Origin of the sequence: Bacillus sp. 0102A, from assembly GCF_036765155.1 — a bacterium.
Taxonomy (GTDB): Bacteria; Bacillota; Bacilli; order Bacillales; family Bacillaceae; genus Bacillus; species Bacillus subtilis_G.
Window position 1 is genome coordinate 339,247 of record NZ_JBAIZW010000003.1, and the last position, 25,535, is coordinate 364,781.

The window sequence follows — 25,535 nt, forward strand, 5'->3', positions numbered from 1 at the left end:
GGGATGAGGGATGAAGAAGATCTTTCTGGCCGGTCTAGCGGCAGGTCTTCAAACAACATGGACACTCGGTAAAGTCATTTTCCCGGTAACACTACTGGTTACATTGCTTCAGCATACGCCTGTCATGGATTGGCTGGTACGGCTGATCACACCGGTTATGGGCCTGTTCGGGCTTTCTGGTGAAGCGGCCATTCCGCTTGTGCTGGGGAATATACTGAATCTGTATGCTGGAATTGCCGGGATTTTAACATTGGATTTATCTGTGAAGGAAGTCTTTATTTTAGCTGTGATGCTTTCATTCTGTCATAACTTGATTATCGAATCGACAGTCGCCGCAAAGGTTGGCATCAGAATTGGCGTCATTTTGGCGGTGCGCATCGGTTTGGCCGCTGTGTCAGCAATTGTCATCAATCTCATTTGGCATGGCGGACAGGAAACGGCGCAGTACGGTTTTATCGCCGCGAAGAGCACGGCGCCTGACGGCTGGCTGGCAATGCTGGCCGAGGCTTTAATGAAAGCCGGACTTGGTGTTTTGCAGCTGGCGGCCATTGTGATCCCGCTGATGATCATCATTCAGTTTTTAAGAGATTTAGGCTGGCTGCATCGGTTTTCGAGGTGGTTGTCTCCGTTTACGCAGCTGCTTGGCATGAATAAAAATACGTCCATGACGATGGTGGCGGGACTGACGATCGGTCTGGCCTACGGAGCGGGTGTCATGATCAAAGCAGTCGAGGATGACGGCGTGAGCAGACGGGATATGACATTGGCATTTATTTTTCTCGTCGCCTGCCACGCGGTCGTGGAAGATACGCTCGTCTTTATTCCGCTCGGCATACCGGTCTGGCCTCTTCTTCTGATACGTGTCACCACAGCAGTGCTGCTGACAATTGTCATTGCGCGCACATGGAAAAAATGGAAACCCTCAGCGGTTGGAAAGGAAGCAATATGAGTGACAAACAAGTAACGACGATTCTATTTGATTTAGACGGAACTCTAATTAATACGAATGAATTAATTATCGCGTCCTTTTTACATACACTGGAGCATTATTACCCGAGCAAATATAAAAGAGAAGATGTGCTCGCGTTTATCGGGCCGTCTCTTTTTGACACATTCTCTTCGATGGACGCTGATAAATGCGATGATATGATCGCCATGTACAGAGCGTACAATCACGACATGCATGATTCACTTGTGACTGAATATGAAACCGTGTATGAAACCTTGGATGCATTGAAAAAAGCCGGGTTTAGATTAGGGATTGTAACAACGAAATTAAGAGATACTGTCAATATGGGCCTCAAGCTGACGGGAATCGGTGAGTTCTTTGAAACGGTCGTCACCCTCGATGATGTGACAAATGCAAAGCCTGATCCCGAGCCAGTTCTGTTAGCGCTGAAACAGCTTGGAAGCGAGCCTGCGGAAGCCATGATGGTTGGAGATAATTACCACGATGTGCTGTCGGGAAAAAACGCCGGAACAAAAACGGCCGGAGTCGCATGGACGATTAAAGGGGCGGAAATGTTGGTGAAACATGAGCCTGATTATATGCTTGAGAAAATGAGTGATCTATTACAAATCGTTGGAGTGAAGTAATCTGTGAGAAAAACAGATCGTCATCCGGTCTCAGGAGCTAACTCACTATGGCATGTCTATCAAACGGTCCCTTTTTTAAAGGTTGTCAAAAATTTCATTGTCATTCAAATAGCGAGATATACACCGTTTATAGGGATGAAAAACTGGCTGTACCGTACGTTTCTGCGGATGGAGATTGGGAAGCAAACATCGTTTGCCTTGATGGTGATGCCGGATATTATGTTTCCGGAAAAGATCACAGTCGGAACAAATTCAATCATCGGATACAATACGACCATTTTAGCCCATGAGTATTTGATTCAAGAATACCGGATTGGCAAAGTCTTTATCGGAGACGAAGTGATGATCGGTGCCAACACGACCATTTTGCCCGGGGTGGAAATAGGCGATGGCGCAGTTGTGTCCGCCGGAACGCTTGTCCATAAAGATGTGCCTGCCGGCGCGTTTGTCGGCGGAAACCCGATGCGGATCATCTATACGAAGGAAGAAATGAAAGAAAGATTGAAAAGGCCCGCTGAATAAACATCAGCGGACTTTTTTATATTAAAATGGAGTATTGTTATTTTCATAAATATGCTGAACGCCAATCCATTTCTGGCCGACATTGGAGTAGCGTGTATTTGTCATTCTGACCGTGCTTGTTTTGCTGTCGGTCCGGAATATCGCTTCTTTCATGTTCGTGATGGTGCACTTGTCGATAATCACATCAACGTGGAAGGTTGAACCGCCAAGCTGTCTAATGAACTTTCCGCCATTGTCGGCTGTGAAATTTTTTACTGTGAAGGTGCTGGCTTTATTGATCTGAAAAATTTTATCAGACGCTTTTTGGGCAGAGCCGCCATCGATGGTCACTTTTCCTTCCTTCTTTACCGTTAACGCATCCTCCCCAACATCTTCCCACTTCACATTCTGAATGTTAACGTTTCCATAAGTGTGCACGCCATCAGCAGCAGGTGCGCCGAGCACCACGTTTTTCAGAGTTGCGCCATCCTCTACACGAAAAACAGGTTTTTGGTTTTCGGACTGGCTTCCGTCACCTAATTCTTTCCCTGCTGCAAACCGCTGTCCCTTCCCGTCATATGTTGTATTTTTGGGTACGATAATTGTTTCGTGAACCACTTTGTCAGCTGCGAAAGCAGTTGATGTTTGAAACTGGCTGAAACCTATAACCAAACTGAACATAAATAGGATAGACACGATTTTTTTCAAAGATAAAATCCTCCCCGGATATCTATGATTTTTGTAAGAGAAGCCTCAGCGTCTTGCTCCGGCTTCTCTCACATAGATCGGGGCAAGGCTGAATCTGCTTTAATCATAAAAACAGACAGCCTGAAAGTAAAGATAATTTTGGATGATAAATGGAAAATGAATCGATATTACCGATTGAAACAAAAACCATGAATATTGTCGTATTTGCTCAAGATAGAACATAGGCACTGGGAAGGCTGGAGGTTACCAGCTGTTTACTTTTGAATAACGATGGCCTGGCTGCCCATTTGTTCCCACGCTTTTTCGAAACTGGTTCTGTCGGTTTTTCTGTTTTTATAGCCATAAGGATCATTGAGATACACGTATTTTTCATCATATCCCGTAACGGCGACACTGTGTACACTGTACGTGATATCGATCGTTCCGTTTGGCGTTTTCCACGTCTGCATGTTGTCAACTGGCGTAAAGTTGGCAGTTGTAATGACCCAAACAGGATTGCCTTTCTCAAGCTGTTCATAAACAGAAGAAATGTGTTTTCCAGTCAGGTCAGACACTTTGTCTCCGGCATAGGTTTTCGCCAATTGATAGATCGGTCCGTGATAGACACCGAGACCCGGGCCATTCGCCATATCCCCGACAAATCCATCATTCGGATCCCCTTTTAATCCGCTGCTGTATGTCAAAGGCACTGTGGCAATCTGGTTTGCCAGTGTGTTTTTTGTCACGTTGTATCCCGCGTCATTCAGCACCATCGCAAGACTTGTTACTTCACAGCCGTTATAGAGCCGAGGTGCGTCCATCTGATTGTAAAGGACGACATCCAGCGGTTCCGCGCTTCCTTTCAGCTCGTTTGTGCTGTTTGCGGCTGTTGATTCTTTTTCAGCCTCTCTTTTATTGCTATTGAAAAAAGGGATATCTATATCTTTTGCATATATTTTAAGTCCGAAAAAAACGACGCCTGAAAGAATAATCAGGACACATAGAGTTCGCAGTGTTTTCATCTTTATCTCCTTGTTCTCTATTTGATTTGTATTATAGCATGCCAATCAAAAGAATTTGAGATATGACGCATCTTTAATGATTTGTTCATGATTTTTTCATAATTAGGAGGAGGACAACTGAGATAACATATCCTGACTAAAGTTAAGCATTGATTTTCACTCTTTCATCTGCTAACATATTATCATATTAGCGAACTAAAGTATTCGGAATTTTCCTTCAAACGATGGCAACGGAGGTGCACGGGTTGATGTTTATGTTTGAAAAACCGCACGGCATGAGAGATACACTGCCCGGTTTATACGAAACGAAAAAAAAGGTGAGACAATCGTTAACCGATTTGATCGATAAATGGGGATACCGATTTATGGAAACACCGACACTGGAGTTTTACGATACCGTTGGCGTGCAGTCAGCGATTGAAGAGCAGCAGCTGTTCAAGCTTCTTGATCAGGACGGCAAAACATTGGTGCTTCGCCCGGATATGACAGGTCCAATTGCAAGGGTGGCGGCATCCAAGCTTCTGAAACACGATCATCCGCTCAGAGTCGGCTATGCGGCAAATGTCTTCAGGGCTCAGGAACGTGAAGGCGGACGTCCCGCCGAATTCGAGCAGGTCGGAGTGGAATTAATCGGTGACGGCACGACAAGCGCGGATGCTGAGGTCATTGCATTAGTCGTCGGCGCCTTAAAAAGCGCGGGGCTGGCTTCCTTTAAAATTGCCATCGGCCATGCCGGCATTGCGGATGCTTTGTTTGTTGAGGTGCTCGGAAACGTTGAACGTGCCGATGTGCTGCGGAGGTTTTTGTACGAGAAGAACTACGTCGGCTACAGAGAACATGTCAAGTCTCTCCCGCTTTCCTCCATTGATAAAAGCAGGCTGCTTGAGCTTCTTGAGTTGCGGGGCGGCATAGAAGTATGCGGACGTGCTGAGGAAATCGTCGATTCCGCGCAAGGAAAAAGCGTTGTTGATGAGCTGAAGGCGCTGTGGGACATTCTTGAGGATTACGGATGTACGGAAAATGTCCGTCTGGATCTGAATATGGTCAGCCACATGAGCTATTACACGGGGATTTTATTTGAAGTGTACGCCGAAAATGTCGGCTTTGTCATTGGAAGCGGGGGCCGTTATAACAAGCTCTTCGGCTATTTTGATTCACCCGCGCCGGCGACAGGCTTCGGGCTTCGGGTCGACCGGCTGATTGAAGCGCTCCATATGAAAGACGAAGCTTGTGAAATAGACGCTGTTATTTTCAGCAAAGAGCAGCGGGCACAAGCCATCGCTTATGCGAATGAAGAACGGATGAAAGGGAACAAAGTGGTTCTTCAAGATTTATCGGGAATCGAAAATATCGATCAGATGACAAAATCTTTTGCAAACGTCACCTATTTTATCGGTGCCAGAAAGGAAGAGCAAAATGGGTAAGTTACTCACAATGGCGATGCCGAAGGGCCGGATATTTGAAGAAGCGGCAGGGCTGCTTCGTCAGGCGGGCTATAAGCTCCCTGAGGAGTTTGAAGATTCAAGAAAACTGATCATCGATGTGCCGGAGGAAAATCTCCGTTTTATATTAGCTAAGCCGATGGACGTGACCACATATGTGGAGCATGGCGTGGCAGATGTCGGAATTGCGGGCAAGGATGTCATGCTGGAGGAAGAACGCGATGTGTATGAGGTGCTGGATTTGAAGATCAGCAAATGCCACTTAGCAGTCGCCGGACTTCCGAATACAGACTGGAGCGGCGTAGCCCCGAGAATCGCGACAAAGTATCCGAATGTGGCTTCCAGCTATTTTAGAGAGCAGGGAGAACAAGTCGAGATCATCAAGCTCAACGGTTCAATTGAGCTGGCCCCGCTCATTGGGCTCGCAGACCGGATTGTGGATATCGTTTCAACAGGACAGACGCTGAAAGAAAACGGGCTTGTTGAAACGGAGCACATTTGTGACATTACTTCCCGCTTTATCGTGAACCCGGTAAGCTATCGCATGAAAGACGATGTGATAGACGAAATGGCATCCCGCTTATCCCTTGTTGTGGAAGGAGAAACGGCAAAATGAAGATCAAATCCATCAGCGGCGCAGAACGGCTTTCTCTCAAACGGTCCATAGATGCCGGAACGGAAGAGCAAAGAAAAGCGGTCCGATCCATTATTGAAGATGTCAAAGCAAACGGTGATCAGGCGGTCCGCAGCTACACGGCGAGATTTGACGGCATCGAAATAGACAGCCCGCTGGTCACAAAAGAAGAAATTGAGGAAGCATACACCTTGCTGGATTCACAGCTGCTTCAGGTGATGAAGCAGGCAATTGAAAATATAAAGGAATATCACGAAAGACAGCTGCAATCCTCCTGGTTTTATCACAGAAAGGATGGCACAATGCTGGGGCAGAAAGTGACGGCATTAGATTCCGCGGGCGTATATGTGCCGGGGGGGACGGCGGCATATCCTTCATCTGTTTTGATGAATGTCATCCCGGCGCTGACAGCGGGTGTGGAAAGAATCGTTCTTGTGACGCCTCCGGGGAAAGACGGGCGGCTGTCTTCAGGGGTTTTAGTCGCTGCTGCCGAGCTAGGGATAAAAGACATTTACAAAATGGGCGGCGCTCAGGCGATTGCGGCGCTGGCGTACGGAACAGAGACCATTGAGCCGGTGGATAAAATCACAGGTCCGGGAAATATTTATGTCGCGCTTGCCAAACGAGAGGTGTTCGGTGATGTCGATATTGACATGATTGCCGGACCGAGTGAAATCGTCGTGCTGGCTGATGAAACTGCGATTCCGAGCGAAATCGCAGCCGATCTTCTGTCACAGGCGGAACACGATAAACTCAGCTCATGTGTGTGTGTCACAGATTCCGTGGCGCTGGCCGAGGCGGTTTCAGCAGAGGTGAACGAGCAGCTGAAAACCTTGCCGCGAAGAGAAATAGCAGAAGTTTCAGTGAACGATTACGGTTGTATCTATGTGGCGGAAACAATGGATGAAGCGATTGATACTGTCAATACGCTCGCACCGGAGCATTTAGAAATTATCACACAGTCTCCCGAAGCTCTGCTTGGCAGCATCAAACATGCGGGTGCGATCTTCTTAGGCAGATACAGCCCTGAGCCTGTCGGAGATTATTTTGCCGGACCGAACCATGTGCTCCCGACAAACGGAACAGCCAGATTTTCAAGTCCATTAAACGTAACGGATTTTCAAAAGAAATCGAGCATTATTTCTTACAGTCAAACAGCCTTTGAAGAACATGCCGAAAGCATCGCGGCTTTTGCCAGACTTGAAGGGTTAGACGCGCATGCCAGATCAATTGAAGCGAGAGAACGGAGGAATTCAAAATGAGAAAAGCGGAACGCGCCAGAAAAACAAACGAAACAGATATTGAACTGGCATTCGCAATAGACGGCGAGGGACAAGCTGATATCAAAACAGACGTGCCGTTTATGACGCACATGCTGGATTTATTCACGAAACACGGACAATTTGATCTTTCCATTAACGCCAAAGGCGATGTTGATATAGATGACCACCACACGACTGAAGACATCGGCATTTGCCTAGGGCAGGCGCTGCTTGAAGCATTGGGCGATAAAAAAGGAATTAAACGCTACGGATCGGCGTTTGTGCCGATGGATGAGGCGCTTGCTCAAGTCGTCATCGATTTAAGCAACCGGCCGCACTTGGAAATGCGCGCAGACTTCCCTGCGGCTAAAGTCGGAACCTTTGATACGGAGCTTGTACATGAATTTTTGTGGAAGCTGGCGCTTGAAGCGCGGATGAACCTGCATGTCATCGTTCATTACGGCACAAACACCCACCACATGATTGAAGCTGTTTTTAAAGCGCTTGGACGTGCGCTTGATGAAGCGACAATGATCGATCCGCGTGTTAAAGGGATCCCATCAACGAAAGGGATGCTGTAAATGATCGGCGTAATAGATTACGGAATGGGCAATTTATACAGTGTCTCAAAGGCGCTTGAGCGCGTCGGCGTCCCGTACTTTGTTTCTGAAAAGCCGGAGGAGCTGAAAGAAGCTGATGCCTTTATTTTGCCGGGCGTCGGTTCATTTGGAGACGCGATGGACAATTTGCGCAACGCGAAGCTTGATCAATTGATTCACGATATGGTCTCAGAGGGGCGATTGCTGCTCGGGATCTGCCTCGGCATGCAGCTTTTATTTGATGAAAGTGAAGAAAACGGCACCGCGACAGGCCTTGGGCTGTTAAAAGGAAAAGCAGTCAGGCTGAAAGCAGAAGATGAGGAAGGAAACAAGCTGAAGGTTCCGCATATGGGCTGGAATCGCCTTTTCTTTCATAACGAATCTCTGCTGCTGGCTGAAACAGAAGAAGGCTACGCTTATTTTGTGCATTCGTATTACATTGACGGGATGAAGGAGGATGCGCTTCTGGCAAGCGCTGATTATGGTGTGCGAGTGCCTGCTGTCGTCGGAAAAGGAAATGTCTTTGGCGCCCAATTTCATCCGGAAAAAAGCAGCACGGTAGGAATGTCTATCTTAACCCAATTCACGAAAATGGCAGCAGAACAGAAGGTGAAAAAATGAGTGCTTTTACATTATATCCGGCAATTGATATGAGAAACGGCAAATGTGTCCGTCTTGTTCAAGGAGATTATAATCAGGAAACGATATACGGCGATTCACCATACGACATGGCCGCGTTATTTGCGAGTGCGGGTGCCGAATGGATCCATCTTGTTGATCTTGATGGTGCCAAAGAAGGAAAAAGAGTAAATCACCGCCACGTGATCGAAATTGCGCAAAAGCTGGAGCTGAAGGTGGAAATCGGCGGCGGGATCCGTTCCGAAAGTGACGTCTATGAATACTTATCTGCAGGAGTCGATCGGGTGATCCTCGGAAGCTCAGCTGTTTCTAACCCCCCGTTTGTCAAAAAAATGCTGAAACAATATGGGGGAAAAATTGCAATCGGCCTGGACGCGAGAAACGGTTTTGTTTCAACTGAAGGATGGCTGGAAACATCAAGTCTTAAAGCAACTGAACTCGGCAAAGAGCTTGCCAATGAAGGAGCGGAGGTCTTTATTTTTACTGACATCTCGACAGACGGAATGCTGTCAGGCCCTAATATTGAAAGCACGGTCGAGCTTGCAAAGGAAACGGGGAAATCTGTGATTGCTTCCGGCGGCGTGAGCTCGGTCGAGGATCTCGAAGCCCTCGCCCGCTATCAGGCGGATGGCGTTTCTGGAGCGATCATCGGAAAAGCGCTATATACCAATCAGTTTACACTGAGCGAGGCGCTTGAAAGGGTGAAGCGCAAATGATCACAAAACGGATTATTCCATGTCTTGATGTCAAAGAAGGACGCGTTGTCAAAGGAATTCAATTTCTCGAATTAAAGGATGCCGGTGACCCTGTCGAACTGGCGGAAGTGTACGACCAGGAAGGCGCGGATGAACTCGTTTTTCTTGATATCTCCGCCTCGCACGAAGGCCGAAAAACGATGGTTGACGTTGTGGAGCAGGTTGCCGCGAAGCTTGCGATTCCGTTTACAGTCGGCGGCGGCATCAATCAGCTCAGCGATATGAAAACGATTCTGCGTGCCGGCGCGGACAAAGTTTCGGTGAACACGGCGGCTGTTCTCCGCCCTGAGCTGATTACAGAAGGAGCCGAGTTTTTCGGCTCTCAATGCATCGTACTTGCCATTGATGCCAAGTACGACCAGGAATCTGGCACATATAAGGTCTACACGCACGGCGGCAGAAAGAAAACAGACTGGGAAGTCACCGCATGGGCAAAAGAAGGCGTCAAACACGGAGCAGGAGAAATATTGCTGACAAGCATGGACTCTGACGGTGAGAAAAAAGGTTTTGACCACAGGCTGACAAAGCTAGTTTCTGAAGCTGTTCCCGTACCTGTTATTGCCTCGGGAGGAGCGGGAAACGCGCAGCATATGCTTGAGGCTTTTACAAAAGGAGAAGCCGACGCCGCGCTGGCCGCTTCTATTTTTCATTATAAAGAAACGTCGATTAAAGAAGTGAAATCATACTTGAAAGAGCACGGGGTGAATGTGAGATGAAACAGGCAGATGAACTGCGTTTTAACGAGGATGGATTAATTCCCGCCATCGTGCAGGATACGGCAAGTAAAGAAGTGCTGACCCTTGCCTATATGAACAAGGAATCGTACGAAAAAACATTGGAAACGAAAGAAACATGGTTCTACAGCCGCTCGCGCCAAGAGTTATGGCATAAAGGAGAAACCTCAGGCAACACGCAAGCCGTTAAGGGCATCCGGTATGACTGTGACCAAGACGCGTTGATCGTACTCGTAGAGCCGTCTGGTCCGGCATGCCACACTGGCAGCTACAGCTGTTTTACAAAGGAACAAACAGAAGAACAGGCTGCGGGCCGATTTGACATCATGAACGAGCTGGAGCGCGTGATCGCGGAACGCCAAGCGGAAATGCCTGAAGGAGCTTACACCACTTATCTTTTCCGTGAAGGTGTCGATAAGATTTTGAAAAAAGTCGGTGAAGAAGCATCCGAAGTGATCATTGCCGCGAAAAACCGAGACCGCGAGGAACTCAAATGGGAAGCGGCAGACCTGCTGTATCACCTGCTTGTCCTGCTCAGAGAACAAGCTCTGCCGCTGGATGATGTGCTTGATGTGTTGAAGAAACGCCATACTGAAAAGTAAGAGGAGTGGAGCTGTTCATTAGCAGCTCCTTTTTTATGCATCTTTACGCCTGATCCATTTGTCGTGTTTCGGTAAATAAAATGTAAAAAAGCACTGCTCACAAAAAATACACATAAAAAACCAATCGAATTCCCTATTCATCGAAAATTTTCCATGATGTAACATAACTAAGGATGAAAATCCCTGTTGGATAGCAGGTCTTTAGCATGATTTTATGGAAACCGGTAAGGGGAGTAAAAAAAGGCATATCATGAAAAAGCAAGTAAATTCGAAAATGGGGAGAGAATGGTGAACGAAAAATTTGATGAACTGAACAAAAGAATTGGACGTTTGGAACAAGAACTGGCCAATGTCAAAAAAGAGATCGCATATCTCACGGCAGGCAAGCAGAAACAAGCTATAGTCAAAACGGAAGAACTTCCAAAAATCAGCAAAGAAACCGAAGTGCCAAAACAGGCACCGGCTCCGCCAAAGGAAGAGAAACGAACTTTAGAAAACATGGCAGGAAATTGGCTTCCGAAAATCTTTATTTTTGTTTTTCTTCTTGGTATGATTTGGGCGTTTGCGGCAGCTGCTGAAAAAGGTTGGATCAACACATATATGAGGGTGGCGGCAGGACTCATGGTCTCCATTATGCTATATGTTCTCGGCAGCAGGCAATATAAGAAAAATGCCAGTGTGCTGGGCGTTTCATTATTGGCGGGCAGTAATATTGTCTACATCGTTTCCTTATTTGCGGGGAACATGCTGTACCAGATGATACCGACCCCGCTTACAGTGATCCTTCTTGCTGCAGGCGTTGCGGGCGGTGTGTACATATCAAGAAAATATCGGTCACAAACACTGATTGCGATTATCGGCGCAGGTGTTTACCTGTATCCGTTTTTATTTGGCGGGGAACAAGGAAACGAATACACCTTTTATTTATATGAGTCATTGGTTTTCGCAGGCTTAATGTATGAAACAGTCAAACAAAAGTACAGTGTGGCATGGAATATAGCAAACTATGCGTTCATATTAGCGATTTTTGCTTTCTTATCATTTACCGATGCACAGGTATCAGTTTGGACACTTGCTGTATTTACGATGCAGCAGGCGGTCATGATCCTCTCGGCTTTACGATCGCACAGCCCATTTAAAAAAGCCGTCTATCTCACAGCCGTTTCAATCGGAGCTTTTGTCGTTTTCATCACAGGGTTTGTCCTGTATCTAAAAAACGATACGGCGTTATACGCCTTTTATACTGCTGCTTTTGTGTTTTACCTTTTGTTAAGCTTATGGAAAAGAAAAGAATTTGCCGAAATCAAACATACGTTTTTTCTCATTTCTATGATTTATTTCAATATATTAGCAGCGGATGTATTAGATGAAAATGAGATTTTGCTGTACATCATATTCACGTTACAAGGAATCATGATGTGTTACGTGTCATACCGCAAAAAAAGCTGGCTGATCGGCATTGCCGGGGCGATTGTAGTACTACAGGCATCGTGCGGCATCATGCAATACCCGGCACGCTCATTACACATTCTCAGCATTGTCTCTTGGCTGCTGCTGATCAGCTCACTTTTTGCCGCCTATCTGTATTCGAAAAAAATACAATATAAACAAGTCAAGATTGTTGTTTCATACACCGTTTCATTCCTGATGCTTGTATTCTTCAGCAAATTATCCATTTGGATGACGGCTAAGATTGACGGCCTATCCAGTAATGTCGGGGTATCTCTGTCTTGGTTTATATTTGTCATCGTGATGTACGCTGTTTATTACGCAACCAAAGACAAGACATGGAACCGAATCGGGCTGATATTTTTATTCATTACACTGGCCAAAATGATTTTAATAGATTCTGCTTCGATTGATATTGTTTGGAGAGCGGTCTTATTCATCTTGTTAGGGGTCATCGGGCTGTTTATATCCAGAATATTTTATTCGAAAAAAGAGAAGCCATAATGCCTGGCCACGACTGCCGAGAGAACTCGGCGGTTTTTTTTAGCTCGAAAGTATTGAGAGGGAGCTTTATCCTATTCCTTCATTCTTTTCTTCCGTAATACTTAGATAAACCAATGGAGGATCGTCATGAAAAAGATCATCTTTATTTGTTTCAGCTTATTACTTGCCCTGACAGGCGGATGCAGTATGAACGACAACGAAACAAACAGGATAGAGGACCATAAAACAAAAACCGTAAAACCAAAAGACATGGATTTAAAAGACCTGCCACAAGTTCCTGCGTTTCAGGATGAGAAAACGAGAGAGTACATGGTGTCAACGAAAGAAGAGGAGCCGGGGTATTATTTGCTTGAGTCTAAGCTTAAAGGGTTTAGGATGTTGTTTCCGGAGGATGCGGAATATCTATCAAGAAGATCATCGTTAACTGGGAAAAACAAAGAGAGTATTGGATTTAATAGTTATGATAAAGACACCAATGTAATGTTTGATGGCCATGTAACATATTACAAAGAAGAAAGTTTTGTGAATGAGCCTGAGACAATGTTAGATATTGTTAGTGGGAAAAATGATTATAAAGGTGAATACAAGAAAAGTAGCGATAAGAACACGGATATCTACCTCGCTAAGAAAAAAGACATCTTTGACGATATTAATAGAAAATATAATTACTCATACAGTTACTTTGGATATGTGAAATCTACAGAAGAAGATACTCTAGGAGTAGAATACGCCTTTACTTTCGGATGCAAAAATGAAAATCAACCATGCTCCTTAGATGAAGAAAAGGCTAAAAATAAAGTTGAGAAATTAATACATTCTATCACCTTTTTAATACATAAAAAGGTGAGATAACGATGGGAAATAAAAATTCACTTGAAAATGAGTACATAAAAATTACTGCTAAATAATTGAGACGATAAGTAAAACTTAGCATCATTTTAATGCTAATAAAGTGAAGAAAGAAACCAAAGCCAATCAGTTGCTATAGCATCAATAATTACTTGTAAATTAGGCGAAAACCCGTGGAGGATCATCATGAAAAAGATCATCTTTATTTGTTTCGGCTTATTACTAGCCCTGGCAGGCGGATGCAGTATGAATGACAATGAAAAAAACAGCACAAATGACAATAAAACAGAAGCCGTAAAACCAAAAGACATGGATTTAAAAGACCTGCCGCAAGTTCCTGCGTTTCAGGATGAGAAAACGAGAGAGTACATGGTGTCAACGCAAGAAGAAAAGCCGGGGTATTATTTGCTTGAGTCTAAGCTGAAAGGGTTTAGAATGTTGTTTCCGGCAGATGGCGAGTATCTTCCAGACTATTCTAGGTCAAATGGAAAGAATAGCGAATCGATAGGGTTTCAAAGCTATAATGAAAAATCAAATATACTCTTAGATGCGCAAATTAGCTACTATATCAAATCTTCTTTTATTAATAATCCAGAAACAATGCTGCACCAAATTAGTAATGAGAATGGTTTCGAAGGTGATTTTAAGAAAGAAAAAACTGATGGAAAAACAGTTTATACTGCATCAAAAAAAAGCACTTTTAAAAACAGTGATCGTAAACACAATTATTCCTTTGGTTATTTTGGATATATAGCATCCAGTGATGAAGAGTGTCTAGGGATAGTATATTCCTTTATCGCCCGGTGTAAAAAAGATGATAAACCTTGTACTTTGGATGAAGACCAAGCAAAAGAAAAAACGGATACTCTAATTCATTCTATCACCTTCTTTAAAAATAAAAAGAAGAGTAGAGATGGCGAATAAAAATGTCTTCGCATCTTCGCAGCTGTAACATGAATAAGAACAAAATAAGCACTTTGCAACCGGTTGGAGGTTCACTTTGAAAAAGAACACCTATATTTACATCATTTTATTACTTTGCCTGACAGGCGGATGCAGTATGAACGACAATGAAAAAAACAGCACAAATGACAATAAAACAGAAGCCGTAAAACCAAAAGACATGGACCCAAAAGACCTGCCGCAAGTTCCTGCGTTTCAGGACGAGAAAACGAGAGCGTACATGGTGTCAACAAAGGAAGAGGAGCCGGGGTATTATTTGCTGGAGTCTAAGCTGAAAGGATTTAGGATGTTGTTTCCGGAGGATGGGGAGTACTCAGACTCTGAAACTTCAAAGAAAAACGAATCACTATTTTTTGACAGTGTGAATAAAAAAACGAATATAGTAATGAATGCTTCAGTAAAGTTTTATCAAAATGAATCATTTATAAACGATCCGGAGACTATGTTGAATATCGTTAGCGGTAAAAATGAATACAAAGGTAATTTCGAAAAATTTGAAGCAAAAGATAAGGATATTTATTTTGCTTCAAAAAAAGAATTCTTTGACAACGAAGAAAACCCATCTTACATCTTTCTTGGATATATAAAGTCAAAAAAACAAGATGATTTAGGGATGGAATATTCTTTTATGTTTAGCAGCTCAGCCAATGCAAAGACATGCAAACTAGATTCAAAAGCAAATGAAGAACAGGTTAAAAGAATAATAAACTCTGTTACCTTTGGCGTTGTGTAAGAGAAAAATACAAACACTGATGTCAAAGGTTTGTTTATCTCGAAGAGGTTTTATTCGAAACAGAAGTAGTAATATCGCTCAAAGACTGCCAAGGGAAACAGCGTTTTTTCGAGTATGAGAAATTCGACCTGTACCTTAAGTCCTCCTTTCTGTTTATTAGTGTAAACCAAGCCTAATTTCCTATTTATCAAATTTATTCCATGTTGTAACATGAATAAGGATAAAATAATCACTTTGTAACAGGGTCATTAGTATGATTTTGATTAATCAGCTCAAAAAACCCTTGGAGGTTCGTAATGAAAAAGATCATCTTTATTTGCTTCAGCTTATTACTAGCCATGACAGGAGGATGCAGTATGAATGACAATGATAAAAATACGACAAATGACAATAAAACAGAAGCCGTAAAACCAAAAGACATGGATCCAAAAGACTTGCCGCAAGTTCCTGCGTTTCAGGACGAGAAAACGAGAGAGTACATGGTGTCAACGAAAGAAGAGGAGCTCGGGTATTATTTGCTGGAGTCTAAGTTGAAAGGATTTAGGATGTTGTTTCCGGAGGATGGGGAGTATTCAAGCTATTTGTCTAGTCGTGATGAAAATGAAGAAATCATAGCATTTGATAGTTATGAAAAAACAAAAAATAAAATGCTAAATGCACAAATAGAGTATTATCAAGGAGTAACTTTTATTAACAATCCTGAGACAATGCTAGACCAAATTAGTAGTGAAAATGGCTTTAATGGTAATTTTGAAAAGCTAGAGAACGAAGGTAAAGATATTTATATTGCTTACAAGAAAAATACTTTTGAAAATGATAAAAATAAATATAATTTTTCTTACAGATACTTCGGTTATATTAAATCTTCTGAGAAAGACCAAATAGGTATTGTATTTTCGTTTATGTTTAGATGCCCAAATAAAGATAAGCCTTGTACGTTAGATAAAGATAACTTAGGAGAGCAGGTTAAAAAGCTCGTAAAATCCGTCACCTTTTTAAATCAGGAGGGGTAAGATGGGTAACAATAATATATTTGCAAATGAAAATGTAAAACTGCGGTTAATAAATCTAGAGTATGATTATAAAAAAAAGTTTGCATCAAACAATTCTAAAGAAATAAAGGAAGCGAAAGCAGAATTTGAAACGGAAGTCCGCAGGATCTATAAAGAAGAAACTAATCAAACTCTTTCTGAGGACATTGAGATTTATACATCTAAAGAACTGATTAAGAAAAATAATCAAAAAGATAGGTCAATCAAAGAATCGGGTTATGATGGTACGGCAATATATATAAAAGATAGTCAAAATCAAATAGACCAACTTCATATTATTTCAGAAGGTAGTGCTGATAACGAGGATTGGGCTTATAATTTTTTTGGCCTCTTCTTAGGGATCGACAGTAGCCAATACAGAGCAACGAGAGAATTTACTAAGGAAGCAAAGAAAAGAGCTGGAAATTCTGATGAGTTACATACTTATGCTCTTGGGCATTCACTTGCAAATAACAACCAGGTAATGGTTCAGTTAATAGATGGAGAGTTTGATGAAGTTTATGGGATAAACGGTGCTCAGGTTAGTGTAAATCATTTGTTACAAGCTGATAAAGATTTACTAGATGCCATGATCAATAAATTCGATGCTCTGAACACTAAAGACCTTAAAAATGTCCCTAAAGAAGACCTTAAAAAAGCAATCACCAAATACTACAGTGACAAAGGCGTAACAGCAAACATCACCCAGCGCATCTCAAAAGATGACCCGCTGTACGGTGCGAGCGGCAAGGCGGACTTCATTACATTCGGCGATGTGAAGATGGCGGATACAAATACAAGTGTAGAAGGCATCCGAAACATTATGGATGGGATCCCTGATGAAGACGTGAGAGCGATTCAAGAATTCCTTCAAAAATATAAGGATGACTATGAAAAAGACGGCTTGAACGGTTTTGTAAAGGCTGCAAGCGGGATTGACATAGAGCTGATAGATAAAGTGAAATACACAGATGGTGCATTAGCAAAAGCTAATGTCATTTATGAAAACTTTGATGATGTTAAGCAAATGTATGGCCGAATTAAAGAGAATTTGCCAGCGTTTTTAGGTTTTCTCCATACCTTATTGGGAAACAGCGGACCGGTCGTAGATCAGCTAGCTGAAAATGGGTATATCGATGAAACGCAAAAGAAAGTGATCAAAAAAGAATTAACGAATATTAATGCGAGTATGCGAGGCATAGAATCTCAGTATGAACTTTTCATTGACCATCTAAAGCATGGTCAATTTACACATGCTTTAAAAGACGTTGGTGAAATAGTAGAGTACGTGAAATCTATTTTGTCTTCTATAGAAACCCTCGACGCAGAAACAAAAGACGCGTTAAAACTCATCGTCGACGGCCACGGCATCGTTCAAATGCTAAACGCACTATCAAAGGAAAAAGGCTTCAGCTATAAAGGCTCTGATATTTACTTTACAGGGAAGAGCGGCTCGGGAGAAACGATTAAAGTTAATATCTCATCCGCTGTCAGAATCTATCAAAATGGTATGAGGATCGTTGAAGATATGGAAGATGCGATTTCTAAGTACCAGAAGGTTTACAGTCAGGAAATCAATGAAGACTTTATAGACAAAAAACAGGCGATCATCACGGCTATTCATCATATGGAAGAAAATCCTTCGCATTATGCCTTCGATCTTCAATTCCGGCTTGCGGCCGGTTTCAGCCACACATTCGATAAATTGGAGAAAATTTCAGTTCATGAATCGTTCCACACAGGTGCGCTCCCTGCTAATGATGGAATCGTTGCTGAATTAAAAAAACAGGCAACAGAAAAAAGAGATTTTATCAAAAACATCCGTGAAAGTATTGAAAAGCTGTTTGAAAAAGAAGAAATGATTTCTCAGTTATTTGATTTTCAGCTTTAGGAGGAATATGAAGAGTGACTTCCTTATTTTCAGAAAGTGAAACAGAAATTGTATCAACCACCTATATGTTTCTTACCCAAGATGAAATGAAGGGGAAAGCAGGCAGCCTCAATAAACCGATCAACGACATTCTCAGTTTGACAAAGAAATTTGAGTCTTCACTAAAAGAAGAAATCAAAGGACAAAAAGGGTTGATTGTCAAAAAAATAAAAGAAGAGCTTGAATCAAAAAGTGAAAAACAAAAAGCCGCACTTCAAATGATAAAAGAAGAACATACCGCGAAAGTTGACCGGTACAAAATGATGGTTGAAGACCTGCGAAAGCAGGATGTGACATTGACTTACAGGAAAAAGAAGCCTGTTAAGGATGTATAAGATCATACCTCTCCTATTCAAATCATGAGTGGGAGATTTTTATTTTTATTATGGCAAAAATATACTGAAAAAGTCTCTCTCCATTGATATGATTGAGAAAGAGTAAAAATCATCCTTTTGATACGACATTTCACCTTTCTGAACGCTGAAACAGGAGGAAAAAGTATATGCCAACCCAGCAACAAAAATCAAAAAGTAAATTGAAGCCCTTTTTTGCACTAGTGAAGCAGACCAACCCTTCTTATGGAAAGCTTGCTTTTGCGCTGGTTCTCAGTATTGTAACGACACTGGTCAGCCTGCTCATTCCATTATTAACGAAACAGTTAGTCGATGGCTTTTCCATGTCAGCTCTTTCAGGGACACAAATCGGGCTCATCGCGCTTGTTTTTTTCGTTCAGGCCGCTTTGAGCGCCTATGCCACCTACGCGCTTAACTATAATGGACAAAAAATCATTTCAGGGCTGCGGGATTTATTATGGAAGAAATTAATTAAGCTCCCTGTCCCTTATTTCGATACAAACGCTTCCGGAGAAACCGTCAGCCGTGTGACAAATGATACGATGGTGGTCAAAGAACTGATCACAACCCATATTAGCGGGTTTATTACAGGCATCATTTCAGTCATTGGATCACTGACAATCTTGTTTATTATGAATTGGAAGCTGACACTGCTTGTATTAGTTGTTGTTCCGCTTGCCGCTCTAATTTTAATCCCGATTGGGCGGAAGATGTTCACCATTTCTCGGGAGACGCAAGATGAAACAGCCCGTTTTACCGGCCTGCTGAACCAAATACTTCCGGAAATCAGACTCGTCAAGGCTTCAAATGCGGAGGTTGTCGAATATGGGCGCGGGAAACTGGGGATTTCCTCATTATTTAAACTGGGAGTTCGTGAAGCCAAGGTCCAGTCGCTTGTCAGTCCGCTTATCTCACTTGTATTAATGGCAGCGCTTGTGGCAGTCATCGGATACGGCGGCATGCAGGTCTCATCAGGCGAGCTCACTGCCGGAGCGCTCGTGGCCTTTATTTTATATTTGTTTCAAATTATTATGCCGATGGGCCAGATCACAACGTTTTTTACACAGCTGCAAAAATCAATCGGCGCAACAGAACGGATGATTGAGATTTTGTCAGAAGAAGAGGAAGATACAGTCACAGGGAAACAAATCGAAAACGCGCATTTGCCTATCCAGCTTGATCGTGTGTCTTTTGGCTATAAGCCTGATCAGCTGATTTTGAAAGAGATCAGCGCCGTCATTGAAGCAGGGAAAGTAACAGCGATTGTCGGTCCGAGCGGCGGAGGGAAAACAACATTGTTTAAGCTGCTTGAACGTTTTTATTCACCGACTGCGGGGATCATTCGGCTGGGGGAAGAGCCGGTTGATACTTACTCGCTTGAATCGTGGCGGGAGCATATCGGGTATGTATCACAGGAAAGCCCGTTAATGTCAGGAACGATCAGAGAAAATATTTGTTACGGGTTAGAACGTGATGTAACGGACGCTGAGATTGAAAAAGCCGCGGAGATGGCATACGCGCTCAATTTTATAAAGGAGCTTCCGAATCAGTTTGATACAGAGGTGGGCGAACGCGGCATTATGCTGTCAGGCGGACAAAGGCAAAGAATCGCGATTGCGAGAGCACTTCTCCGAGATCCGAGCATTCTCATGCTTGATGAAGCGACCTCTAGTCTTGACAGCCAATCTGAAAAATCAGTTCAGCAGGCGCTCGAGGTGCTGATGGAGGGCCGCACAACGATTGTCATCGCTCACCGCCTATCTACCGTTGTAGACGCGGACCAGCTTTTGTTTGTTGAAAAAGGAGAAATTACCGGCCGGGGCACACATCATGAATTAATGGCTTCGCATGATCTATATAAAGATTTTGCTGAACAGCAGCTGAAAATGAATTCAGATTTAGAAAACAAAGCCGGGTAAATTTTGGTCGAATCAGCCAGTAAAAAAACGGAGGGATTTTCCCGATCCTTCCTTTTGAACTATTGAGGAGCTGATGATTTATGGTATACTACTGACGGTAACATTGTATAAAACGGAGGGTAGTTGTGGGAAAACACACTTCTGAACATAAAAATCACGCACAAATTGTCCAGCTGCTTCAAGATGGACAATATTTTTTTCATAAAGGCTTGAAAGCGTATAAAGAGCGCAATCTGAAACGGGCAAGCAAACTGATTCAGCGCGCGGTTCATTTGGAGCCGGAGGATTCAGAGATGCTTTCGCAGCTTGCGGTCATTTATTCAGAAATGGGTCAATATCAAGAGTCGAACGATCTTCTTGATTATATTATGGCAAATCTGGAGATCGAAATGCCGGAGTGCCATTACTTTAAAGCGAATAACTTTGCCCACTTGGGGCTCTTTCAAGAAGCTTATAAAGAAGCGGCCGCTTATTCAGATGCGGATCCGGACGGTGAATTCGCTGAAGAAAACGATAGTCTGCTTGAATTGCTAGACTTAGGAGACGGCGGGCCTGAGGATTCTTTGTATGATCAGGATGAATTGCTGGTGAAACAGGATCGGGCAAAGTCCCTGCTGGAAAGCGGCCAGCTTGCTGAAGCGGTGGCGGCGCTTGAGGAAATCACAGCTGAATATCCGGAGCTTTGGTCAGCATACAACAATCTGGCGCTTGCTTACTTCTATTCAGGCAATATCGTAAAAGCAAAGGAAACCGCTTATCAAGTGCTCAGTCATAATGAAGGAAATCTTCATGCCTTATGCAATCTTCTTGTTTTCTACTATTATGAAAGAGAAGACGAAAATGTGGCGGAATTGAGTGACCAGCTTTCTAATGTGTATCCGATGCTATTGGAACAGCGCTACAAACTGGGAGCTACTTTGGCGCTTGTCGGCCGTTATGAGATCGGGTATAAATGGCTCAAATCATTATATAAAAGCGGCTTTGAAGGTGACGATACATTCTTTTACTGGCTTTCGTGTTCCGCTTATTTTACAGGGCATACTGAATTTGCCGAGACGATCTGGAGAAAAGCCGAGTCGCAATATCCCGGAGAGGACCGCCCGGCTCCCTGGGTTGAGCGGAGGGAAGCACTTCCTTCATCCGTAGAACAACGTCTCGCAGCCTATTATATCAGCAGCACAAAGGGTGAAACGGAGCATCTAGAAGCGGTGATACACTCGAAGAGAATGACCGCTCCTTTCGAAAATCATTTTGTGCAGCTGCTCTTGAATGGAGATTCCGCGGCTGCTGATGTATCAAAGGATGCGCTTTTTGCCTATCAAACCGTGAAATTATTAGAGCAAGCTGAAAAAGAAGAGATGAAAACAGAAGTCATGAGCTGCTGGGTGTTCCATGTCATCCAGCAAATCCGTGCAGCCGCTCCGTTGAAAAATGAGAAAGGCTGGGCGGCCGCGATTTGCTATATTTGGAAAGAAGCGCACGGCAAACACGATACGAAAAAAGATACAGCAGCCCGATTCGGCATCTCTCCGGCAACGTTGACGAAATATATGAAATATATTGATGATATTCTAGAATAGAATATTTTAAAGAGTTGATTCTTAGAATCGACTCTTTTTTTTGGTTTGATAGATTATATTAAGAAAATAATATCGACAGTTTTTTTACTCGTTTAAGAAAAATGACAATTGATGAACGACTTGACATCTGTTTGAAACACAAATGTAATAAAATTTATCGCTAATTTGTCGAAACTTGATGGTATAATGATTCTCGTACATAAGGAATTAGTGTTTTTTACATATGATGTGAAATATACGCTATACAGCCAGAATAAGAGATGCACAGAATAATTAACCATAAAAAACCATCATTCCTCGTAGAGTATGAGGAACGAAACTTGATGTTTAAAATACGATTCCACATGAGAACAGGTTCACAGTAAAGGGAGGATATAAAAAGTGAGAAAGAGTTTATTGACACTTGGTTTGGCTTCCGTCATCGGTACAAGCAGTTTTTTGATCCCATTTACAAGTAAAACTGCATCGGCGGAAACATTAGATGAAAAGAAAGAAAATATCGAAAGCAAGCAATCTGAGGTTGCTTCCAGCATCGAAGCGAAGGAAAAAGAATTAACTGAGCTTCAGCAAAATCAATCAAAGATTGAAAAAGAACTGAAAGACATTAACGATAAGGCGCTTGATACAAGCAACAAGATCGAAGATAAAAAAGAAGAAAACGATAAAACAAAAGAAGAAATCAAAAAACTGAAAAAAGAGATTAAAGAGACAGAAGCCCGCATTGAAAAGCGAAACGAAATCTTGAAAAAACGCGTTCGTTCTTTACAGGAAAGCGGCGGATCTCAAGGGTACATAGATGTCCTTTTAGGATCAACTAGCTTTGGTGACTTTATCTCTCGCGCGACTGCGGTTTCATCTATTGTGGATGCAGACAAAGATTTAATCAAGCAGCAAGAGCAGGATAAAGCGAAGCTTGAAGATTCTGAAGCGGATTTGAATAACAAGCTGAAAGAAGTTCAAGCTGCATTGGCTAAATTAGAAACCATGCAAAAAGACCTTGATAAACAGCTTGATGATAAAGACAAGCTTTTTGAAGAAGCGAAAGCAAGCCAGAAGAAAACGGCTGACGCGATTTCTGAATTAAAATCAGAAGCATCTGAACTTGCTAACCAAAAAGCAGATACCGAAGCAGAACAAGCACGCATCAAAAAAGAACAAGAAGCAGCGGCTGCTTTGATCAAAAAGCAGGAAGAAGCGCAAAAAGCATCTGATGAGACACAAACAGCTACAACTGAAACAGCAACAGCAAGCTCATCTCATGATGATTCTTCAAACAATTCTTCTAAGGGTTCATCAAACAGTTCGTCTAACGGCTCATCTTCTAAGAAGAGCAGCGGTTCAAACAGCAATTCAGGCGGCACTGTCATCAGTAACTCAGGCGGAATTGAAGGCGCGATCAGCGTTGGTTCAAGCATTGTCGGAAGATCTCCGTACAAATTTGGCGGCGGACGCTCTCAGTCTGATATCAACAACCGTATTTTTGACTGCTCGTCATTCGTACGCTGGGCATACGCTTCTGCAGGTGTCAACCTTGGACCTGTCGGCGGAACAACAACTGACACTTTAATCAATAAAGGAAGAGCTGTCAGCGCGTCTGAAATGAAGCGTGGAGACTTAGTTTTCTTTGACACATATAAAACAAACGGTCACGTTGGAATTTATTTAGGAAATGGAACATTCCTTAACGACAATTCTTCACATGGTGTTTCAATTGATTCTATGAGTAACCCTTACTGGAAAAAATATTTCAATGGCAATGTAAGACGTGTTGTTCAATAATAAATAAGACAAGGGCCTTCTTGAACAGAAGGCTCTTTCTTTATTAATACATATACCCCTTAAAAAAACATTTAATCATGATCAGAAAAAAATGAGCAAAAAAATAGCGTATTACCCTGAGATTTTATAGGATATGGGTAAGGAATACGTTAGATGGGGACTCTTATCATATAAAGAAGCGCCCCAACTTGAAAAAGACGTGTTAAGGAGTGAATAGTGTGTCAGAAGAAAAAGTATATGACGTGATTATTATCGGCGCGGGTCCTGCTGGGATGACGGCCGCTGTATACACATCAAGAGCAAATTTATCGACATTAATGATTGAAAGAGGAATTCCTGGCGGGCAAATGGCCAATACGGAAGATGTAGAAAACTATCCTGGATTTGAAAGCATTCTTGGACCTGAGCTTTCCAACAAAATGTTTGAACACGCGAAAAAATTTGGTGCTGAATACGCTTATGGCGATATTAAAGAAGTCGTTGACGGCAAAGAGTACAAAGTGGTGAAAGCCGGTTCAAAAGAATATAAAGCACGTGCAGTCATCATTTCCGCGGGTGCGGAGTATAAGAAAATAGGCGTGCCTGGCGAAAAAGAATTAGGCGGCCGCGGTGTTTCTTATTGTGCAGTATGTGACGGCGCTTTCTTTAAAGGCAAAGAGCTTGTCGTTGTCGGCGGGGGAGATTCCGCGGTAGAAGAAGGCGTGTATCTGACACGTTTCGCTTCAAAAGTAACGATTGTTCACAGACGTGATAAACTCCGTGCGCAGAGCATTCTCCAAGCGAGAGCATTTGATAATGAAAAAATTGACTTCCTATGGAACAAAACTGTGAAGGAAATTCATGAAGAAAACGGTAAAGTCGGTAACGTAACGCTTGTCGATACGGTAACCGGTGAAGAAAGTGAATTCAAAACAGACGGCGTATTCATTTACATCGGCATGCTTCCTCTGTCTAAACCGTTTGAAAATCTGGGCATTACGAATGAAGAGGGCTACATCGAAACAAACGACCGGATGGAAACAAAGGTTGAAGGGATTTTCGCTGCCGGAGACATTCGCGAAAAATCACTGCGCCAAATCGTAACAGCTACAGGAGACGGAAGTATTGCGGCACAAAGCGTCCAGCATTATGTCGAAGAGCTCGAAGAAACGCTGAAAACCTTAAAATAAAAAGGCTGTCATAAGAGTTTCATATTACGTTACTGGGTTTTAATTCCGCTGTAACAGTTGTGTAATGCTTTTCGGTTATGATTAATAAAGTAATTGACCCCCTTTTTATAATGAATACACTTTTTTGGCACGGATTCTCCAGTTATCCGTGTCCTTTTTTTGTTTGAAAATAAAGGCGGATGCCTGTTACAGCAAAATCACCTGAGCTCAGAAATGAATATGCTGTAAAATAGAAGGAAAGATTGTCAATGTCTCTTCATTGTGGGAGGCATCTTGAAGCGGTATAATAAAGAGACGATGACAGGACGAGAAGGTTAGGTGAACGTACTTGCAAAGAGTGACAAATTGTGTGCTTCAGACGGATGACAAAGTCCTTCTGCTTCAAAAGCCGAGACGCGGCTGGTGGGTCGCGCCGGGAGGCAAAATGGAGAGCGGGGAATCAGTCAGAGACTCCGTCATCAGAGAGTACAGAGAAGAGACTGGTATCTATATCATAAACCCTCAGTTAAAAGGCGTTTTTACCTTTATCATTAAAGAAGGTGACCAGATAGTTTCTGAGTGGATGATGTTTACGTTTGTCGCTGATTCTTATACCGGACAAAATGTATCTGAATCAGAGGAAGGCAAATTGCAGTGGCACAATGTCGAGGAGATTCAAAACCTCCCAATGGCCCCGGGAGACGGCCATATTCTTGATTTTATGATGAAGGGACAAGGGCTGCTGCACGGTACATTTACGTATACACCGGACTTTAAGCTGCTCAGTTATCGTTTAGACCCGCAGCATATTAAATAGAAAGTAC

The 25,535-nt window shown here is 42.9% G+C and carries 25 protein-coding genes; 23 read left to right on the forward strand and 2 right to left on the reverse strand.

The features are described 5' to 3' along the window. Positions 1-10 precede the first annotated feature (10 nt). The 3 genes from V6D41_RS09905 to V6D41_RS09915 are packed head-to-tail and all read left to right on the forward strand — an operon-like array spanning position 11 to position 2,118. The gene (locus V6D41_RS09905; RefSeq protein ID WP_148962668.1) at positions 11-949 is read left to right on the forward strand and encodes a nucleoside recognition domain-containing protein; all 939 of its coding nucleotides are present in this window, start codon (positions 11-13) and stop codon (positions 947-949) included. After that, positions 946-1,596, forward strand: coding sequence for a pyrophosphatase PpaX (gene ppaX, locus V6D41_RS09910; RefSeq protein WP_333518077.1), 651 nt, complete (start codon positions 946-948; stop codon positions 1,594-1,596). Before V6D41_RS09905 ends, ppaX begins: the two co-directional genes overlap by 4 nt. 3 nt (positions 1,597-1,599) lie before the next feature. Further along, positions 1,600-2,118, forward strand: a complete 519-nt coding sequence (locus V6D41_RS09915) for an acyltransferase (RefSeq protein WP_148962670.1) — start codon at positions 1,600-1,602, stop codon at positions 2,116-2,118. Between the two features lie 21 nt (positions 2,119-2,139). Here V6D41_RS09915 and pelC read toward each other — a convergent pair whose 3' ends face one another. After that, positions 2,140-2,805, reverse strand: a complete 666-nt coding sequence (gene pelC / locus V6D41_RS09920) for a pectate/pectin lyase PelC (protein ID WP_148962671.1) — start codon at positions 2,803-2,805, stop codon at positions 2,140-2,142. A 254-nt stretch (positions 2,806-3,059) separates the two neighbouring features. Then, on the reverse strand, positions 3,060-3,806 hold the full coding sequence (locus V6D41_RS09925; RefSeq protein ID WP_333518078.1) for a C39 family peptidase: 747 nt from the start codon (positions 3,804-3,806) through the stop codon (positions 3,060-3,062). A 248-nt stretch (positions 3,807-4,054) separates the two neighbouring features. On the opposite strand from V6D41_RS09925, the gene V6D41_RS09930 reads away from it, so the two are divergent. The 20 genes from V6D41_RS09930 (at position 4,055) to V6D41_RS10025 (ending at position 25,528) form a co-directional block, all read left to right on the forward strand. After that, positions 4,055-5,230, forward strand: coding sequence for an ATP phosphoribosyltransferase regulatory subunit (locus V6D41_RS09930; protein ID WP_148962673.1), 1,176 nt, complete (start codon positions 4,055-4,057; stop codon positions 5,228-5,230). Next, on the forward strand, positions 5,223-5,864 hold the full coding sequence (gene hisG / locus V6D41_RS09935; RefSeq protein ID WP_003219799.1) for an ATP phosphoribosyltransferase: 642 nt from the start codon (positions 5,223-5,225) through the stop codon (positions 5,862-5,864). Before V6D41_RS09930 ends, hisG begins: the two co-directional genes overlap by 8 nt. Then, positions 5,861-7,144, forward strand: coding sequence for a histidinol dehydrogenase (gene hisD, locus V6D41_RS09940; protein WP_333518079.1), 1,284 nt, complete (start codon positions 5,861-5,863; stop codon positions 7,142-7,144). The genes hisG and hisD overlap by 4 nt, the downstream gene beginning before the upstream one ends. Beyond that, positions 7,141-7,725 (forward strand): imidazoleglycerol-phosphate dehydratase HisB, encoded by a 585-nt coding sequence (hisB, locus tag V6D41_RS09945; protein ID WP_040081703.1) that lies wholly within the window; start codon positions 7,141-7,143, stop codon positions 7,723-7,725. Before hisD ends, hisB begins: the two co-directional genes overlap by 4 nt. Beyond that, complete coding sequence (gene hisH / locus V6D41_RS09950; protein ID WP_333518080.1) at positions 7,726-8,364, forward strand: imidazole glycerol phosphate synthase subunit HisH; 639 nt, start codon at positions 7,726-7,728, stop codon at positions 8,362-8,364. After that, positions 8,361-9,098: a 1-(5-phosphoribosyl)-5-[(5-phosphoribosylamino)methylideneamino]imidazole-4-carboxamide isomerase gene (gene hisA / locus V6D41_RS09955; protein WP_333518081.1), complete on the forward strand. Its 738-nt coding sequence runs from the start codon at positions 8,361-8,363 to the stop codon at positions 9,096-9,098. Before hisH ends, hisA begins: the two co-directional genes overlap by 4 nt. Continuing rightward, positions 9,095-9,853, forward strand: a complete 759-nt coding sequence (gene hisF, locus V6D41_RS09960; protein WP_333518082.1) for an imidazole glycerol phosphate synthase subunit HisF — start codon at positions 9,095-9,097, stop codon at positions 9,851-9,853. The genes hisA and hisF overlap by 4 nt, the downstream gene beginning before the upstream one ends. Further along, the gene (gene hisIE, locus V6D41_RS09965; protein WP_333518083.1) at positions 9,850-10,473 is read left to right on the forward strand and encodes a bifunctional phosphoribosyl-AMP cyclohydrolase/phosphoribosyl-ATP diphosphatase HisIE; all 624 of its coding nucleotides are present in this window, start codon (positions 9,850-9,852) and stop codon (positions 10,471-10,473) included. Before hisF ends, hisIE begins: the two co-directional genes overlap by 4 nt. A gap of 285 nt (positions 10,474-10,758) precedes the next feature. Beyond that, complete coding sequence (locus V6D41_RS09970; RefSeq protein WP_333518084.1) at positions 10,759-12,426, forward strand: DUF2339 domain-containing protein; 1,668 nt, start codon at positions 10,759-10,761, stop codon at positions 12,424-12,426. Positions 12,427-12,552: 126 nt separating this feature from the next. Further along, positions 12,553-13,278 carry a lipoprotein YvcA gene (locus tag V6D41_RS09975; protein ID WP_333518085.1) on the forward strand — a complete coding sequence of 242 codons (726 nt, stop codon included), beginning with the start codon at positions 12,553-12,555 and terminating at the stop codon, positions 13,276-13,278. Positions 13,279-13,461: 183 nt separating this feature from the next. Beyond that, positions 13,462-14,199 (forward strand): lipoprotein YvcA, encoded by a 738-nt coding sequence (locus V6D41_RS09980; RefSeq protein ID WP_333518086.1) that lies wholly within the window; start codon positions 13,462-13,464, stop codon positions 14,197-14,199. Positions 14,200-14,335: 136 nt separating this feature from the next. Continuing rightward, the gene (locus V6D41_RS09985) at positions 14,336-14,971 is read left to right on the forward strand and encodes a lipoprotein YvcA (protein WP_442893056.1); all 636 of its coding nucleotides are present in this window, start codon (positions 14,336-14,338) and stop codon (positions 14,969-14,971) included. Between the two features lie 296 nt (positions 14,972-15,267). After that, a complete protein-coding gene (locus V6D41_RS09990) occupies positions 15,268-15,984 on the forward strand; it encodes a lipoprotein YvcA (protein ID WP_333518088.1) in 717 nt (238 codons plus the stop codon). 1 nt (position 15,985) lies between these two features. After that, positions 15,986-17,893, forward strand: a complete 1,908-nt coding sequence (locus tag V6D41_RS09995) for a DUF6792 domain-containing protein (protein ID WP_333518089.1) — start codon at positions 15,986-15,988, stop codon at positions 17,891-17,893. A 14-nt stretch (positions 17,894-17,907) separates the two neighbouring features. Beyond that, positions 17,908-18,267, forward strand: a complete 360-nt coding sequence (locus V6D41_RS10000; protein ID WP_333518090.1) for a hypothetical protein — start codon at positions 17,908-17,910, stop codon at positions 18,265-18,267. Positions 18,268-18,434: 167 nt separating this feature from the next. Further along, on the forward strand, positions 18,435-20,204 hold the full coding sequence (gene bmrA / locus V6D41_RS10005; protein ID WP_333518091.1) for a multidrug resistance ABC transporter ATP-binding protein/permease BmrA: 1,770 nt from the start codon (positions 18,435-18,437) through the stop codon (positions 20,202-20,204). 125 nt (positions 20,205-20,329) lie between these two features. Then, positions 20,330-21,784, forward strand: coding sequence for a tetratricopeptide repeat protein (locus tag V6D41_RS10010; RefSeq protein WP_333518092.1), 1,455 nt, complete (start codon positions 20,330-20,332; stop codon positions 21,782-21,784). A gap of 381 nt (positions 21,785-22,165) precedes the next feature. Further along, entirely contained in the window at positions 22,166-23,563 is a 1,398-nt protein-coding gene (locus tag V6D41_RS10015; RefSeq protein ID WP_333518093.1) for a PcsB-like coiled-coil domain-containing protein, read from the forward strand. Positions 23,564-23,781: 218 nt separating this feature from the next. Next, positions 23,782-24,732 (forward strand): thioredoxin-disulfide reductase, encoded by a 951-nt coding sequence (gene trxB, locus V6D41_RS10020; RefSeq protein WP_333518094.1) that lies wholly within the window; start codon positions 23,782-23,784, stop codon positions 24,730-24,732. Between the two features lie 328 nt (positions 24,733-25,060). Continuing rightward, complete coding sequence (locus tag V6D41_RS10025; protein WP_087993774.1) at positions 25,061-25,528, forward strand: 8-oxo-dGTP diphosphatase; 468 nt, start codon at positions 25,061-25,063, stop codon at positions 25,526-25,528. The last annotated feature ends 7 nt before the right edge of the window (positions 25,529-25,535 follow it).